Consider the following 15,374-nt stretch of genomic DNA (forward strand, 5'->3'; position numbering starts at 1 on the left):
TCCTGCGCGCCACCCGAAAGCCCCACCGTTCTTATGCGCCCGTGCCACCCACGGTAATCGCATCGATTTTCAGCGTTGGCTGGCCGACACCCACCGGCACCGACTGCCCATCCTTACCGCACGTACCCACACCGCTATCCAGCGCCAGATCGTTACCAACCATCGACACCCGGCTCATCGCCTCGGGGCCGTTGCCGATCAATGTCGCGCCTTTGACCGGTGCGGTGATCTTGCCGTCCTCGATCAGATAAGCCTCGCTCGTCGAGAACACGAACTTGCCGCTGGTGATATCGACCTGACCGCCGCCGAGGTTGGCGCAGTAGATGCCCTTCTTCACCGAAGCGATGATTTCCGCCGGATCACTTTCGCCACCGAGCATGTAGGTGTTGGTCATGCGTGGCATCGGCAGATGCGCATAGGATTCGCGACGACCGTTACCGGTGCGCGCCACGCCCATCAGCCGCGCATTGAGCTTGTCTTGCATGTAGCCCTTGAGCACGCCGTTTTCGATCAGCGTGGTGCACTCGGTTGGTGTGCCTTCGTCATCGACGCTCAGCGAACCGCGACGACCGCTCAAGGTGCCGTCATCGACGATGGTGCAAAGCTTGGAGGCAACCATTTCGCCCATGCGCCCGCTATAGGCCGAGCTGCCCTTGCGGTTGAAATCGCCTTCCAGACCGTGACCGACCGCTTCGTGCAGCAGCACCCCGGACCAGCCGGAACCCAGCACCACCGGCAAGGTACCGGCCGGCGCTGGAATTGCTTCAAGGTTGACCAGTGCCTGGCGCAGCGCTTCGCGGGCATAACCCATGGCGCGGTCTTCGGCGAGGAAGTAGCGGTAATCGGTACGCCCGCCGCCGCCATGCCCGCCGCGTTCGCGCCGGCCGTTCTGCTCAACGATGACGCTGACATTGAAGCGCACCAGCGGTCGCACGTCGGCGGCCAGGCCACCGTCGGTGGAGGCCACCAGAATCCGCTCCCAGACCCCGGCCATGCTCACGCTGACCTGCTGAATCCGTGGATCGAGTGCGCGGGTGGCGACGTCGATGCGTTTGAGCAACTCGACTTTTTCCGCGCGGCTGAGCACTTCCAGCGGGTTATCCGGCGCGTACAGCTGCGCGACGTCCTGGCTGGTGAATGCCTGCACGGTGCCGTTCTGTCCGGCACGGGAGATCGAACGCGCGGCGCGGGCCGCTGCGCCGAGGGCCTCGAGGGTGATCGCGTTGCTGTAGGCAAAACCGGTCTTCTCACCGGACTGTGCACGCACGCCGACACCCTGATCGAGGTTGAAGCTGCCTTCCTTGACGATGCCGTCTTCCAACGCCCATGACTCGGAAATCTGGCCCTGGAAATACAGGTCGGCGGCATCGATGCCCGGTCCGGCCAGATCGCCGAGCACGCCTTGCAGGCTCTCGATCGTGACACCGCCGGGTGCCAACAGGTGATCACTGACTGAGGACAACAACTCGCTCATAGGTTTACGCCTTAAATTCGTGTTCTGAAGCAGGCCGCTGGGCGCCCTGCGAGAAAAACCGCCGATGACGCGTCACCGGCATGCGCGCCCGGATGGACGCTTGTTCATCGCTGTCGCGGGCGGCCAGCAACACCGCCTCGCCTTGATCCTGTTGGGCCAGTACGCGCCCCCACGGGTCGACAATCGCCGCATGCCCGAAGGTTTCACGCGGTCCGGGATGGCTGCCGCCCTGCGCGGCCGCCAGGATATAACACTGTGTTTCGATGGCCCGCGCGCGGATCAGTACATCCCAGTGCGCGGCGCCGGTCACGGCCGTAAACGCCGACGGTGCAGTAATCAATTCGGCACCGGCGGCACGCAATTCACTGTACAGCTCCGGGAAACGCAAGTCGTAACACACGCTCAGACCGACTCGCCCCACCGGCGTATCCGCCACCACTACATTACCGCCATAAGCATAGTCATCGGATTCACGGTACCGGCCGCGATTGTCGGCGACATCGACATCGAACAGATGCAGCTTGTCATAGCGCGCGACCACCTCGCCGTGCTCGTTGATCAGCAATGAGCAGGCATTGGCTTTGGCCGTGGGTTGACCCAACGGTGGCAACGGCAACGTGCCGGCGACTATCCATAAGGTGAGGTCGCGGGCGGTCTGTTTCAACCATGGCAGGATCGGCCCTTCGCCCAAGGCCTCGGCGCGGCCGATATCGGCGACGTCGCGACGGCCCATGGCGGCGAAGTTTTCCGGCAGCACCGCGAGTTTCGCCCCGCCGGCGGCGGCCTGTTCAAGCAGGCGCCGGGCCTGGGCCAGATTGGCCGGCACGTCGCTCTGGCTGACCATTTGAATCACCGCTAAAGACATGGCCGCTCCTCGGGATTTGCATATGACTGTGTAGGAGCTGCCGAAGGCTGCGATCTGTTGATTTTTTTTAAGAGCCAGATCAAAAGATCGCAGCCTTCGGCAGCTCCTACAGGGGTAGTGTCTGCTAGTTAAAAAGGCTTGTCGAAGGTGATTTTCGGCTCTTTCCATGGGCCTTTGACGGTGTACTTGACGCTGGCGAAGCGCGCGACGCGGTCGCCGATCAGCTTGTCGATGAGGAACAGCGCGCCGCCGACCGCCGGTGCGCCGACGAGCAGCGCGGCGATCGGCAGGTTGTTGGTCACCGGCAGTGTCACCAGCAATTTCGCATCGACCTTGTCACCGACCAGATCCAGCGTGCCGTCCAATTCCAGATTGCTCGAAGGCCCGGTCAGGCGAATCGGCTCACGTGTCACGTAGACACCATTGTTCGCCACCAGCAAACCTTTGACCCGGTCGTAGCTCAGGCCTTTGCCGAACAGGTCGGAGAAGTCCAGACGCAGGCGCCGGCCGATCGAGTTGAAGTTGAGCAGGCCGAACACCCGCAGCGCCTGAGCACCGCCTTCCACTTCAACGAACTGGCCTTTGTTCAGCGAGGCATCGAGGGTGCCGGAGAAGCGCTTGGTCGCCAGCCACGCCGGCGAGCCCGGCCAACGGCCGTCGACATCCATATGGAATTCTTCGCTGGTCACGCTCGGCGCGAAGCCCCAGCCTTTGAGCACGTCGGCCAGATTCTTGCCGCCAATGCGGCCCTTGTACCAACTGCTGGTCGCCCCCGGCGCGCCTTCCCAGCCGCCGTTGCCTTGCAGCAGGATACCCTTGAGGCCCATGTCGAGGTTGTTCAACGCGATGCCCTTGGCGGTCGGCCGCACTTTCAGCGACCAGCCACCGACCAGATCGGGGCCGAGGAACAACTGATTGAGGGTGATATCCAGCGCCGGGATTTTCGTCGGGTCGACCGACGCCAATGGATCAGGCGCGTTCTCGTCAGCCTGCACCGCCGGGTCCGGCGCCGGCAGTTTCACGTATTGCAGATTCACCGCAATCGGTACGCCCTTGGCATCCGGCAGGCTGGCGCTGCCCTTGGCCTGTTGGCTGTCGAGCGCCAGGTTCCACGCGCCTGGCTTGCGATTGATCTGCACCGAAGCCTGATCCAGCGTGGTGCCGAACGCGGTCAATTTGCCGACCTTGATGTCAGCACTGCTGAGCAGTTGTTTGGCGCTGCCGCCCGGATCCCCGCCAGCGTACTTGCTGGCCAGATCCTGCCACGGCGCGACGTCCAGTTCCGACAGCACCCCGCGTATGCGCAGGCCCTTGGCGCCCGGCAACACCGCTTCGCCAGCACCGAGAAACAGTTCGCCACGGCCGTCGGCGAAATTGCTCGGCGGCGCGGCAAAAGTGAAATTGGCCAGTTGATCGTAGTTGAACCAGTACCGCCGCTCCTGCCCTTGCAAGGTCATGCGGAATACCGTGTCGCGTCCGACATCGGCGGTCATGCCGAACGGCGCCGGCAGATCCACCGCCACGCCTTTGAGGCTGGAGCTGACCAACAACTGGCTGTCGGCCCCGGAAAGATTCAGCTGCAACTGATACGGAATCGTCCCGGACACCGGCAACGGCTGGGTCACGCCCAGCCAATCGGTGAGCTTTTTCACTTCAACCTGCCCCGACGCCGCAACCCGGGTCTTGATCTGGTTGGGGCTGCCATCAGCGAAGATCTGCGCAGTGACCGGTTTGTCGAAGGCCCGTGCAGAGATGTTCTGGCCGCTGAGGCCTTTATTGCTGTCGAAGCGGAAATCGCCCTTGAGCTGGCTCAGTTCGAGCTTCGGTTCGGCCAGTTTCAGCCGCGCGTTGGCCGTTTTGAAATCGACGAGGATTTTCGGCTGCTCGCCCTTGGCCAGCGGAATATCCAGCTTGAGCTTGCCATTCAGATCACCCGCGCCCTCCCAACCGGCAAAGGTCTCACCAGTGCCGATCGGCGCATCCTGAAGAATCTTCAAGCCGTCGCCCAGGCCACCGGCAAATGCGCCATCCAGGAACAAATGCGAGTTCTGCCCGGCCGGTACATGAGGAATATTGACGAAGACATCGCTGACTTGGGTGTCGAGCAACTGGCCTTTGCTGGCCCAGATGCGCACGCCGCTGTCTTCGATGAACACATCGCCGCTGACTTTGCTCACATGCGGCCAGCCCGGCTGAAACGCCAGCTCGGCGTCGTGCACTTTGAAGAACAGGCTGATGCTGCGATCAGCCTCGCCAGCGTTCTTGCTCAGCGAGCCCTGATACTGGAAGAAGCCCTGGTCCACTGCGCCTTTGAGGATCGCTGTGCGCAGCCACTCATCAAGCGCCGGGCTCAACACCGCCGGCAGGTATTTCGCGGTGTAGCGACCGTCGCCATCAACCAGGCCGACGCGCAGGTCCATGTAGTCTTCCTGGCTATGGTCAAAGTGCAGGCGAATGAGGAAATCGCCGGCAATCTTGCCCTCCTCGCCCAATACCTTGAGGTATGGCGCAATCAGGGTGAAGCCATCCTTGTCGAGCTTCCAGGTCAGCCGCGCATTGGCCTGCAGGTATTGCCATGGCTTGGCGAAAATCGGATCGAGGTGCAGGACGAAATCCTTGCTGTCGAGGCGCAACTCGCCGCCGTCGAGGTTGCCGCTCAGGCTGCCACTGATGTTGCGCGCCGCCGGAGCGCCGTGGTAGGCATCGAAACCGACATTGTCGAGGTTGGCGGCAAAGCCGAATTTGCTGCCATCGGTGGCGGTCGGGCGGAAGTCCAGCAGCACATTACGCAGGCCGCCGGTTACCTTCAAACGCTCGACCACTGTGGCGAAGCTTTGTGGCAACGGCCCCAGCGCATTGAGCAGCGGCGTGATCGGGGTCAGATCGAGGCGATCGGCCTGCAGATGCCAGAGCTCTTCAGCCTTGGCGCTGGCGCGAGTCTGCTGCACCTGCACATGGGATTCCCAGCGGGTTTCGCCGAAGCTCATCGCCAGTGAATCGAGGGTGACTTTCACCCCTTCGGCTGTGTTGCGGTAATAGGCGTTGAGCGCCAGATTGTTGATCTGGATCGGCTTGCGCTCGGCGTAGGCACCGGTCACTTGCGGCGCATTCAGGCGCAACGCGGCGCTTTGCAAAGCGCCTTCGGACCAATCGACCCAGAGTTCGCCGCCGGCCTTGATCTCGGAAAAATTCCATTGCTGGGTCAGGCGCTCGGGAAGCCATTTCGACCAGTCGCTCTGCGGCAGGCTGGCATAACCCTCGATGGCGCTGTTCTGCCATTGATCGGGACGCAGCTGGCTGCGCAGGCTCAGCGCGACAGGCTGGCCATCGGGCAAGGTCAGACGCGCGTCGAGACGCTGGCGGCTGGCGCCGGTACGCAGATTGAGGCCGACATAGGTGAGCGTCATGGGCGGGTGATCGAGCGGTTGCAGAGTCACCTGGCTGTCGAGCACCGACAATTGTCTGATCATCTGCGAGCGCTGGAACAGTTGCGCCGCATCGAACGGCTGATCCTTCTGCACCGGCAGCCCTTCCAGCGCCCAGGTACCGTCTTCGGCTTCCTTGAGGCTGATCTTCAAACCGTTGAGTTCGATATGCGCGAGGCGTACTTCGCGGGCCAACACGCTGCCCCACATATCCGGCACTACCCGTACGCGGTCGAGGCGCAGCGCGTTGGCGCCGTCGCCGACCATCACGTCATGGGCCAGCAGGATCGGCGCGAAACCGCTCCAGTTGCCTTCCAGCTCACCGATCTGCAAGGGCATGCCGAGGGCGGCGCTGGCCTTGTCTTCGATGTCGGCGCGGTATTCGGCCACCAGTGGCGTCAGCTCGCGGCCGAGGCTGACGTACAACGCCATCAACACCAGAACCAACGCGCACAGGCCCAGCCCCCAGCGGGTGAGTGCGGCCAGAATGCGTGTCAGACGCTCCATGTCAGTTGGCTCCCATGGCAAAAAAACTGCGAAAAGCTGAGGCCAGCCGCGTTGAATGAAGGGTGATGCAGGGTTTCAGAGCAGCACCACGTCATATTGTTCCTGGGAATACATGGTTTCCACCTGGAAGCGTATGGTGCGACCGATGAAGCCTTCAAGCTCGGCGACGTTACCGGACTCTTCATCAAGCAGACGATCGACCACTTTCTGGTTGGCCAGCACCCGATAACCCTCGGCCTGATAGGCCCGCGCCTCGCGCAGAATCTCGCGGAAGATCTCGTAACAGATGGTTTCGGCGGTCTTCAGCTTGCCGCGTCCCTGACAACTGCTGCACGGTTCGCACAGCACCTGCTCAAGGCTTTCGCGGGTGCGCTTGCGGGTCATCTGCACCAGGCCCAACTCGGTGATGCCGATGATGTTGGTCTTGGCGTGGTCGCGCTCCAGCTGTTTCTCCAGAGTGCGCAGGACCTGACGCTGGTGCTCTTCATCTTCCATGTCGATGAAGTCGATGATGATGATCCCGCCGAGATTGCGCAGGCGCATCTGCCGGGCGATCGCCGTGGCCGCTTCGAGATTGGTCTTGAAAATGGTTTCTTCGAGGTTGCGATGACCGACGAACGCCCCGGTGTTGACGTCGATGGTGGTCATGGCTTCCGCCGGATCGATCACCAGATACCCCCCGGACTTCAGCGGCACCTTGCGCTCCAGCGCGCGCTGGATTTCGTCTTCGACACCGTACAGATCGAAGATCGGCCGCTCGCCCGGATAGTGTTCCAGACGATCGGCGATTTCCGGCATCAGTTCGGCGACAAACTGCGTGGTTTTCTGGAAGGTTTCCCGGGAATCGATGCGGATCTTTTCGATTTTCGGATTGACCAGGTCACGCAGGGTGCGCAGGGCCAGGCCGAGGTCTTCGTAAATCACGCTCGGCGCGGCGATGGTCTTGATCTGCTCGTTGATCTGGTCCCAGAGGCGCCGCAGGTAGCGGATGTCCATGAGAATTTCATCAGCGCCCGCGCCTTCCGCGGCCGTGCGCAGAATGAAACCGCCGGCCTCCTTGATGCCTTCTTTGGCCACGCAATCACTGACCACCTGCTTGAGGCGCTCGCGCTCGGCTTCGTCTTCGATCTTCAGGGAAATGCCGACGTGGGCGGTGCGCGGCATGTACACCAGATAACGCGAAGGAATCGACAGTTGCGTGGTCAGGCGTGCGCCTTTAGAGCCGATCGGGTCTTTGGTGACTTGCACCACCAGACTTTGGCCTTCGTGCACCAGCGAACTGATGCTTTCCACCGCCGGGCCTTCACGCAGGGAGATTTCGGCGGCGTGAATGAAAGCTGCACGATCGAGGCCGATGTCAACAAATGCCGCCTGCATGCCCGGCAGGACGCGAACGATCTTGCCTTTATAGATGTTGCCGACGATCCCGCGTTTCTGCGTGCGCTCGACGTGGACTTCTTGCAGCACACCGTTTTCGACCACCGCCACGCGCGACTCCATCGGCGTGATGTTGATCAGAATCTCTTCACTCATGGCAGGATCTCGTTCAGGCATGTTCACGATAGTGGCCGCATCTGGATTCGTACGACGCTCAGGGCGTGTTCAGGTTTTGCCAACAGGGTATGCCGAAATGGCCCAACACCTCGCAGGTTTCGCACAACGGCAAGCCGACCACCGCCGAATAGCTGCCGTCGAGCCCGGCGACAAACACCGCACCCAGGCCCTGAATGCCATAGCCGCCGGCCTTGTCGCGCGGTTCGCCACTGGCCCAGTAGGCGCCGGCCTCATCGCAGCTGATGCTGCGGAAACGCACGCGACTGCGCACCACCCGCGACTCGCAGCGCTCGCCTTCAAGTACGGCGATGGCGGTCAGCACTTCGTGTTCGTTGCCGGACAACATCATCAGCATGGCGCATGCGTCGGCTTCGTCCACCGGTTTGCCAAGTATTTTGCCGTCGAGCACCACTGCGGTGTCGGCGCCAAGCACGCAGAACGGCTGATCAGAGACGACCGAACAGCGACCGGCCTCAGCCTTGCCACGCGCAAGGCGTTCGACATAGGCCGAAGGGGATTCTTCAGGAAGCGGGGTTTCGTCGATGTCCGCGCTGATGGCGGAGAACTGCACGCCGATCTGCGTGAGCAATTCACGGCGACGCGGTGAGCCGGAGGCGAGGTAAAGCAGTTTCATCAAAACATCTCCCTGTTCAGTGCCCTGCTTCACCGGCTCAATAGATTCTGTAGCGTCGGCACATCCCGCGAAGGGCGAAGCTGACCCACGGCCAGAGCAAGGCACTGACCAGCGCCGGCAAGACCAGCGCCAGGGTTGGCTGACGGTTGCCGGTCAGAGCGCTCAGCCACAGTTGCGCCAACTGTGCGAGGCCGAAGATCACCAGGATCACCAGGCACTGCTGCCACATCGGGAACATGCGCAGACGCTGCTGCAACGACAACACGAGGAAAGTAATCAGGGTCAGGATCAGCGCGTTCTGCCCGAGCAGGTCGCCCTGCAGGACATCTTCGGCCAGTCCCAGACAGAAGGCGGTGACCATGCCGACCGTGTGCGGCATGTACAGCGCCCAGAAGGTCACGAGCAAGGCCAGCCACAGCGGGCGAAGGATTTCCATGAAGATCGGCAACGGTGAAACGCTGAGCAGGATGCCGACGAAGAACGTCAGCCAGATCATCCAGCCGTTTCCGGATTTTTTCGCGCCGACCATTATTCTCGTCCCCCGGTAGTCGCTGGCGGTTTCGCCGGTGGTTTGCTCGCGGCGGGCGGTTTGGCAGCGGCCGGAGCGGCAGCGGGCGGTTTGCTCGCGGCAGGCTTGGCAGGCGTGGTGGCAGGCGCCGCTGCTTCAGCGGCCGGCGCTGCGGTAGCGGTCGACGGCGTGGCAGGCATGATCAACGGTTTCGGCACGCTGGCCGGCAACATCGGGCCGCCGCCGTGGGCATCGAGCTGTTCCTGCGCCTGGGCCGCGTCATTGGCGCGTTCCTCGGCAGTGCGGCTGTCGCTGAACACCAGCAGCAGATAGCGGCTGCGGTTCAGGGCGGCAGTCGGCACGGCGCGGACAATGGCAAACGGTTGGCCGGAATCGTGGATGACTTCCTTGACCGTGGCCACCGGATAACCGGCCGGAAAACGCTGGCCAAGGCCGGAGCTGACCAGCAGATCGCCTTCCTTGATGTCCGCCGTGTCGGCGACATGACGCAATTCCAGGCGCTCAGGGTTGCCGGTGCCACTGGCAATCGCGCGCAGACCGTTACGATTCACCTGCACCGGAATGCTATGAGTGGTGTCGGTCAGCAGCAGGACCCGCGAGGTGTACGGCATCAACTCAACCACCTGGCCCATCAGCCCGCGTGCATCGAGCACCGGTTGGCCGAGCACGACGCCGTCGCGCTCACCTTTGTTGATGATGATGCGATGGGTGAAGGGGTTGGGGTCCATGCCGATCAGCTCGGCCACTTCGACCTTTTCATTGACCAGTGCGGAGGAGTTGAGCAACTCGCGCAGCCGAACGTTCTGCTCGGTCAGGGCAGCGAGCTTTTGCATGCGCCCCTGCAACAGCAGGTTTTCGGTCTTGAGTTTTTCGTTTTCGGCGACGAGCTCGGTGCGGCTGCCGAACTGACTGGCGACCCCTTCCCACAAGCGGCCGGGCAGGTCAGTGATCCAGTAGGCATCCATGAGCACCAGCGACGCTTGCTTGCGCGCGGGCTTGAGCAGGTCGAAACGTGCATCGACCACCATCAGCGCGACCGCGAGCACGGCCAGCACCAACAGGCGCACGCCCAACGAAGGGCCTTTGGTGAAAAGCGGTTTAATAAGCCGCTCCTCCCAGGCAAATGTTCTGTTTATTCATACGGCATCAAACCGGCCTGGATGAAGACTGACAGAAGATAAACGCCAACAGGCAGCACTGCAAAGTGCTGCCTGTGCGTTCACCCACGTATTGCATTCGAAGCTTATTCGCTCGAAAGCAGATCCATGGTGTGCTTATCCATCATTTCCAGCGCACGGCCACCGCCGCGAGCAACGCAAGTCAGCGGATCTTCGGCAACGATCACCGGCAGACCCGTTTCCTGGGCCAGCAACTTGTCGAGGTCACGCAGCAGCGCGCCACCACCGGTCAGCACCAGGCCACGCTCGGCGATGTCGGAAGCCAGTTCCGGCGGCGATTGCTCCAGCGCGCTTTTCACCGCCTGAACGATGGTGGCCAGCGACTCTTGCAGAGCCTCGAGCACTTCGTTGGAGTTCAGGGTGAATGCGCGTGGAACGCCTTCGGCCAGGTTGCGACCGCGAACATCGACTTCGCGTACTTCGCCGCCCGGGTAGGCCGTACCGATTTCCTGCTTGATGCGCTCAGCGGTGGATTCACCGATCAGGCTGCCGTAGTTGCGGCGCACGTAGGTGATGATCGCTTCGTCGAAACGGTCGCCGCCGACACGTACGGATTCGGCGTAAACCACACCGTTCAGGGAGATCAGGGCGATCTCGGTGGTACCACCACCGATATCCACGACCATCGAACCGCGCGCTTCTTCAACCGGCAGACCGGCACCGATCGCAGCAGCCATCGGCTCTTCGATCAGGAACACTTCACGGGCACCGGCGCCAAGGGCCGATTCACGGATGGCGCGACGCTCAACCTGGGTGGACTTGCATGGAACGCAGATCAGCACACGAGGGCTGGGCTGCAGGAAACTGTTTTCGTGAACCTTGTTGATAAAGTACTGCAGCATCTTTTCGCAGACGCTGAAGTCGGCGATCACGCCATCCTTCATCGGACGAATGGCAGCAATGTTGCCCGGCGTACGGCCGAGCATGCGCTTGGCCTCGGTGCCGACAGCAACGACACTTTTCTGGTTACCGTGTGTCCGAATGGCCACAACCGATGGCTCATTCAGGACGATACCGCGCTCGCGCACGTAAATAAGGGTGTTGGCAGTGCCCAGGTCAATGGAAAGATCGCTGGAAAACATGCCACGCAGTTTCTTGAACATGGGAAAGGGACCCTAGGCAACGCGTGGGTAAAAAAGTGCGGCAAACTCTAACAACGACAGGGATTTTGGGCAAGGCGCCAATATGTTAAATTGGCCGCTTTTCTGTGCACCAAGCCCCACAATCGCGGCCTTATGACCGTAGAAGTGCGGTAGTGTTCCGACAATCTAACACACGGACGCCGTCCGTTCTGTTTTCCACTGGAGAATCCCGATGGCGCTAGAACGCTCCGACGTGGAAAAAATCGCGCATCTGGCCTGCCTTGGCCTCAACGATGCCGATCTTCCGCACATTACTTCCGCCCTCAACAGCATTCTCGGGCTGGTCGACGAAATGCAGGCCGTTGATACCGACGGTATCGAGCCGCTGGCCCACCCCCTGGAAGCCAGTCAGCGCCTGCGCGCCGACGTGGTGACCGAGACGAATAATCGCGAGGCCTACCAGTCCATCGCACCAGCGGTCGAAAACGGCCTGTATCTGGTTCCGAAAGTCATCGACTAAAGGGAAAGAGCCTGCAATGCATCAAATGACTCTGGCCGAGATCGCCCGCGGTCTCGCCGATAAAAAGTTTTCCTCCGAAGAGCTGACCAAAGTCCTGCTGGCGCGTATTACCCAGCTCGATCCGCAGCTCAACAGTTTCATCAGCCTCACCGAGGATCTGGCCATCGAGCAGGCGAAAGCCGCCGATGCACGCCGGGCCAATGGTGAGAGCGGCGCCCTGCTCGGCGCGCCGATCGCCCACAAGGACCTGTTCTGCACCCTGGGCATCCGCACCAGCTGCGGCTCGAAGATGCTCGACAACTTCAAAGCCCCGTATGACGCCACTGTCGTTGCGAAACTGGCCGCTGCCGGCGCCGTGACCCTGGGCAAGACCAACATGGACGAATTCGCCATGGGTTCGGCCAACGAGTCGAGCTGGTACGGCGCGGTGAAAAACCCGTGGAACCTGGAACACGTGCCGGGCGGTTCGTCCGGTGGTTCGGCCGCCGCCGTGGCCGCTCGCCTGCTGCCTGCCGCCACCGCCACCGACACCGGCGGTTCGATCCGCCAGCCGGCAGCATTCACCAACCTCACCGGTTTGAAGCCGACCTACGGTCGCGTTTCGCGCTGGGGCATGATTGCCTACGCGTCCAGCCTTGATCAGGGCGGTCCGTTGGCGCGCACGGCCGAAGATTGCGCGATTCTGCTGCAAGGCATGGCCGGCTTCGACCCGAACGACTCCACCAGCATCGATGAGCCGGTGCCGGATTACTCCGCCGGCCTGGGCGAGTCGCTGCAAGGCCTTCGCATCGGCGTGCCGAAGGAATACTTCAGCGCCGGTCTCGACCCGCGCATTGCCGAGCTGATCCAGAACAGCATCCAGCAGTTGCAGAAGCTCGGTGCGGTGATCAAGGAAATCAGCCTGCCGAACATGCAGCACGCCATTCCTGCGTACTACGTGATCGCCCCGGCAGAAGCGTCTTCCAACCTGTCGCGTTTCGACGGCGTGCGTTTCGGCCACCGCTGCGAAAACCCGGAAAACCTCATCGACCTGTACAAGCGCTCCCGTGGCGAAGGCTTCGGCGCGGAAGTACAGCGCCGGATCATGGTCGGTGCCTACGCGCTGTCCGCCGGTTACTACGACGCCTACTACCTGAAAGCGCAGAAGATCCGCCGTCTGGTGAAGAACGATTTCATGGCTGCGTTCAATGAAGTCGACATCATCCTCGGCCCGACCACGCCGAACCCGGCCTGGAAGCTTGGCGCGAAGAACAGCGACCCGGTCGCTGCCTATCTGGAAGACGTCTACACCATCACCGCCAACCTCGCTGGCCTGCCGGGCCTGTCGATGCCGGCCGGTTTTGTCGACGGTCTGCCGGTGGGCGTGCAGTTGCTCGCGCCGTACTTCCAGGAGGGCCGCCTGTTGAACGTTGCCCACCAGTATCAGCTCAACACTGACTGGCACACCCGCACCCCAACCGGCTTCTGAGGAGACACACATGCAATGGGAAGTCGTGATCGGGCTGGAGATTCACACTCAGCTCACCACCCGGTCGAAAATCTTTTCCGGTAGTTCCACCACATTCGGTTCCGAGCCGAACACCCAGGCCAGCCTGATCGACCTGGGCATGCCCGGCGTGCTGCCGGTGCTCAACCAGGAAGCGGTGCGCATGGCGGTGATGTTCGGTCTGGCAATTGACGCCGAGATCGGCCAGCACAACGTGTTCGCCCGGAAAAACTATTTCTACCCGGATCTGCCGAAGGGCTACCAGATCAGCCAGATGGAATTGCCGATCGTTGGCAAAGGCCACCTGGACATCGCCCTGGAAGACGGCACGGTCAAACGCGTCGGCATCACCCGTGCGCACCTGGAAGAAGACGCCGGCAAGAGCCTGCACGAAGAATTCAACGGTGCCACCGGCATCGACCTGAACCGTGCCGGCACGCCGCTGCTGGAAATCGTTTCCGAACCGGACATGCGCAGCGCCAAGGAAGCCGTGGCTTACGTCAAGGCGATCCACGCGCTGGTGCGTTACCTGGGCATCTGCGACGGCAACATGGCCGAAGGCTCGCTGCGTTGCGACTGCAACGTCTCGGTACGGCCGAAAGGCCAGGTCGAGTTCGGCACTCGCTGCGAGATCAAGAACGTCAACTCGTTCCGTTTCATCGAGAAGGCGATCAACTCCGAGATCCAGCGCCAGATCGAGCTGATCGAAGACGGCGGCAAAGTGATCCAGCAGACCCGCCTGTACGATCCGAACAAGGACGAGACCCGTCCGATGCGTTCGAAAGAGGAAGCCAACGACTACCGTTACTTCCCCGATCCGGACCTGCTGCCGGTGGTCATCGAAGAGTCGTTCCTCGGTGAAGTGCGTGCGACCCTGCCGGAACTGCCACCGCAAAAGCGCGAACGCTTCCAGAGCCAGTTCGGTCTGTCGGCCTACGACGCCAACGTGCTGGCCACCAGCCGTGAACAGGCGGATTACTTCGAGAAAGTCGCAGCCATCGGCGGCGACGCGAAACTGGCGGCGAACTGGGTGATGGTCGAGTTGGGCAGCCTGCTCAACAAGCAGGGCCTGGACATCGAGGATTCGCCAGTCTCCGCCGAGCAACTGGGCGGCATGCTGCAGCGCATCAAGGACAACACCATCTCCGGCAAGATCGCCAAGGTGGTGTTCGAAGCGATGGCCAATGGTGAAGGCAGTGCTGACGAGATCATCGAGAAGCGCGGCCTCAAGCAAGTCACCGACACCGGCGCGATCTCGGCCGTGCTCGACGAAATGCTCGCGGCCAACGCCGAACAGGTCGAACAGTACCGCGCGGCAGACGAAGCCAAACGCGGCAAGATGTTCGGCTTCTTCGTCGGCCAGGCCATGAAAGCCTCGAAAGGCAAGGCCAACCCGCAGCAGGTGAACGAACTGCTGAAAAGCAAGCTCGAAGGCTGACCACCAATGGAGCCAGATCCAAAGCCTGGCTCCATCCCCTGTGGAAGGGACCTGTGGCGAGGGGATTTATCCCCGTTGGGCCGCGAAGCGGCCCTAATTGCTGAGCTTGATTTGCACCAGATAAACCGAGTTCTCAGTTTTGGGACTGCTGCGCAGTCCAACGGGGATAAATCCCCTCGCCACAGGTCCCTCCTACATTTGATCCGGGATACCTTTGAATGAAGCGTCTGTTGCTGAGCAGCGCCCTGCTCTCTCTGCTGGCCGGTTGCGCCAGTACCGACACCATCGACCCGCACGGTTATGACCAGACCGGCGTCGCCTCCTATTACGGAGCCAGGCATCACGGTAAACGCACCGCCAGCGGCGAAGCGTTCAACCAGCATTCCCTGACCGCCGCCCACCGCCAGTTGCCGTTCGGCACGCGGGTGAAGGTCACCAATCTGAAAAACGATGAATCAGTCGTGGTCCGCATCAATGACCGTGGCCCGCACACCCGTGGCCGGCTGATCGATCTGTCACGCGAGGCCGCCGATGAGATCGGCATGCTGCGCAGCGGCACCGCACGGGTTCGCGTGCAGGCCCTCGACTGATGGAGCGCCGACCATTTTCGGACTAGCCGATCTGCCGCTGATCAACGTCATCGAACTGCTCAGCGGCCTGTGTCTTTTGCTCATCGGCGCCG

At 61.8% G+C, this 15,374-nt stretch carries 12 protein-coding genes; 4 read left to right on the plus strand and 8 right to left on the minus strand.

What is annotated here, in order from left to right:
• Positions 1-31: 31 nt before the first annotated feature.
• The 8 genes from tldD to mreB all read right to left on the minus strand — a co-directional run bounded on the left by tldD (position 32) and on the right by mreB (position 11,269).
• The gene (gene tldD / locus ACV8MC_RS02505) at positions 32-1,474 is read right to left on the minus strand and encodes a metalloprotease TldD (protein ID WP_016771693.1); all 1,443 of its coding nucleotides are present in this window, start codon (positions 1,472-1,474) and stop codon (positions 32-34) included.
• Between the two features lie 4 nt (positions 1,475-1,478).
• Positions 1,479-2,339 (minus strand): carbon-nitrogen hydrolase family protein, encoded by an 861-nt coding sequence (locus tag ACV8MC_RS02510; protein WP_056782936.1) that lies wholly within the window; start codon positions 2,337-2,339, stop codon positions 1,479-1,481.
• Between the two features lie 128 nt (positions 2,340-2,467).
• Positions 2,468-6,271: a YhdP family protein gene (locus ACV8MC_RS02515; protein WP_457264363.1), complete on the minus strand. Its 3,804-nt coding sequence runs from the start codon at positions 6,269-6,271 to the stop codon at positions 2,468-2,470.
• A gap of 75 nt (positions 6,272-6,346) precedes the next feature.
• The gene (gene rng, locus ACV8MC_RS02520) at positions 6,347-7,804 is read right to left on the minus strand and encodes a ribonuclease G (RefSeq protein WP_016771696.1); all 1,458 of its coding nucleotides are present in this window, start codon (positions 7,802-7,804) and stop codon (positions 6,347-6,349) included.
• A 58-nt stretch (positions 7,805-7,862) separates the two neighbouring features.
• Entirely contained in the window at positions 7,863-8,459 is a 597-nt protein-coding gene (locus ACV8MC_RS02525; protein WP_457264365.1) for a Maf family protein, read from the minus strand.
• A 37-nt stretch (positions 8,460-8,496) separates the two neighbouring features.
• Positions 8,497-8,988 carry a rod shape-determining protein MreD gene (gene mreD / locus ACV8MC_RS02530; RefSeq protein WP_024011608.1) on the minus strand — a complete coding sequence of 164 codons (492 nt, stop codon included), beginning with the start codon at positions 8,986-8,988 and terminating at the stop codon, positions 8,497-8,499.
• The gene (gene mreC / locus ACV8MC_RS02535) at positions 8,988-10,055 is read right to left on the minus strand and encodes a rod shape-determining protein MreC (RefSeq protein ID WP_231507578.1); all 1,068 of its coding nucleotides are present in this window, start codon (positions 10,053-10,055) and stop codon (positions 8,988-8,990) included. The genes mreD and mreC overlap by 1 nt, the downstream gene beginning before the upstream one ends.
• 176 nt (positions 10,056-10,231) lie before the next feature.
• Positions 10,232-11,269 carry a rod shape-determining protein MreB gene (mreB, locus tag ACV8MC_RS02540; RefSeq protein WP_002555108.1) on the minus strand — a complete coding sequence of 346 codons (1,038 nt, stop codon included), beginning with the start codon at positions 11,267-11,269 and terminating at the stop codon, positions 10,232-10,234.
• 211 nt (positions 11,270-11,480) lie between these two features.
• Between mreB and gatC the strand changes: the two genes are divergently transcribed.
• The 4 genes from gatC to ACV8MC_RS02560 all read left to right on the plus strand — a co-directional run bounded on the left by gatC (position 11,481) and on the right by ACV8MC_RS02560 (position 15,282).
• Positions 11,481-11,768 carry an Asp-tRNA(Asn)/Glu-tRNA(Gln) amidotransferase subunit GatC gene (gene gatC / locus ACV8MC_RS02545; protein WP_024011606.1) on the plus strand — a complete coding sequence of 96 codons (288 nt, stop codon included), beginning with the start codon at positions 11,481-11,483 and terminating at the stop codon, positions 11,766-11,768.
• 16 nt (positions 11,769-11,784) lie between these two features.
• Positions 11,785-13,236: an Asp-tRNA(Asn)/Glu-tRNA(Gln) amidotransferase subunit GatA gene (gene gatA, locus ACV8MC_RS02550; protein WP_056782927.1), complete on the plus strand. Its 1,452-nt coding sequence runs from the start codon at positions 11,785-11,787 to the stop codon at positions 13,234-13,236.
• 10 nt (positions 13,237-13,246) lie between these two features.
• On the plus strand, positions 13,247-14,692 hold the full coding sequence (gene gatB / locus ACV8MC_RS02555; protein ID WP_016771702.1) for an Asp-tRNA(Asn)/Glu-tRNA(Gln) amidotransferase subunit GatB: 1,446 nt from the start codon (positions 13,247-13,249) through the stop codon (positions 14,690-14,692).
• A gap of 218 nt (positions 14,693-14,910) precedes the next feature.
• Positions 14,911-15,282, plus strand: a complete 372-nt coding sequence (locus tag ACV8MC_RS02560; protein ID WP_056782925.1) for a septal ring lytic transglycosylase RlpA family protein — start codon at positions 14,911-14,913, stop codon at positions 15,280-15,282.
• Positions 15,283-15,374: the final 92 nt, after the last annotated feature.

Source organism: Pseudomonas sp. PK-RTE-24 (genome assembly GCF_054052265.1).

Coding starts and splice junctions, on each gene's coding strand:
- tldD (WP_016771693.1), bottom strand. CDS start 1,474: ATGAGCGAGTTGTTGTCCTCAGTCAGTGATCACCTGTTGGCACCCGGC.
- ACV8MC_RS02510 (WP_056782936.1), bottom strand. CDS start 2,339: ATGTCTTTAGCGGTGATTCAAATGGTCAGCCAGAGCGACGTGCCGGCC.
- ACV8MC_RS02515 (WP_457264363.1), bottom strand. CDS start 6,271: ATGGAGCGTCTGACACGCATTCTGGCCGCACTCACCCGCTGGGGGCTG.
- rng (WP_016771696.1), bottom strand. CDS start 7,804: ATGAGTGAAGAGATTCTGATCAACATCACGCCGATGGAGTCGCGCGTG.
- ACV8MC_RS02525 (WP_457264365.1), bottom strand. CDS start 8,459: ATGAAACTGCTTTACCTCGCCTCCGGCTCACCGCGTCGCCGTGAATTG.
- mreD (WP_024011608.1), bottom strand. CDS start 8,988: ATGGTCGGCGCGAAAAAATCCGGAAACGGCTGGATGATCTGGCTGACG.
- mreB (WP_002555108.1), bottom strand. CDS start 11,269: ATGTTCAAGAAACTGCGTGGCATGTTTTCCAGCGATCTTTCCATTGAC.
- gatC (WP_024011606.1), top strand. CDS start 11,481: ATGGCGCTAGAACGCTCCGACGTGGAAAAAATCGCGCATCTGGCCTGC.
- gatA (WP_056782927.1), top strand. CDS start 11,785: ATGCATCAAATGACTCTGGCCGAGATCGCCCGCGGTCTCGCCGATAAA.
- gatB (WP_016771702.1), top strand. CDS start 13,247: ATGCAATGGGAAGTCGTGATCGGGCTGGAGATTCACACTCAGCTCACC.
- ACV8MC_RS02560 (WP_056782925.1), top strand. CDS start 14,911: ATGAAGCGTCTGTTGCTGAGCAGCGCCCTGCTCTCTCTGCTGGCCGGT.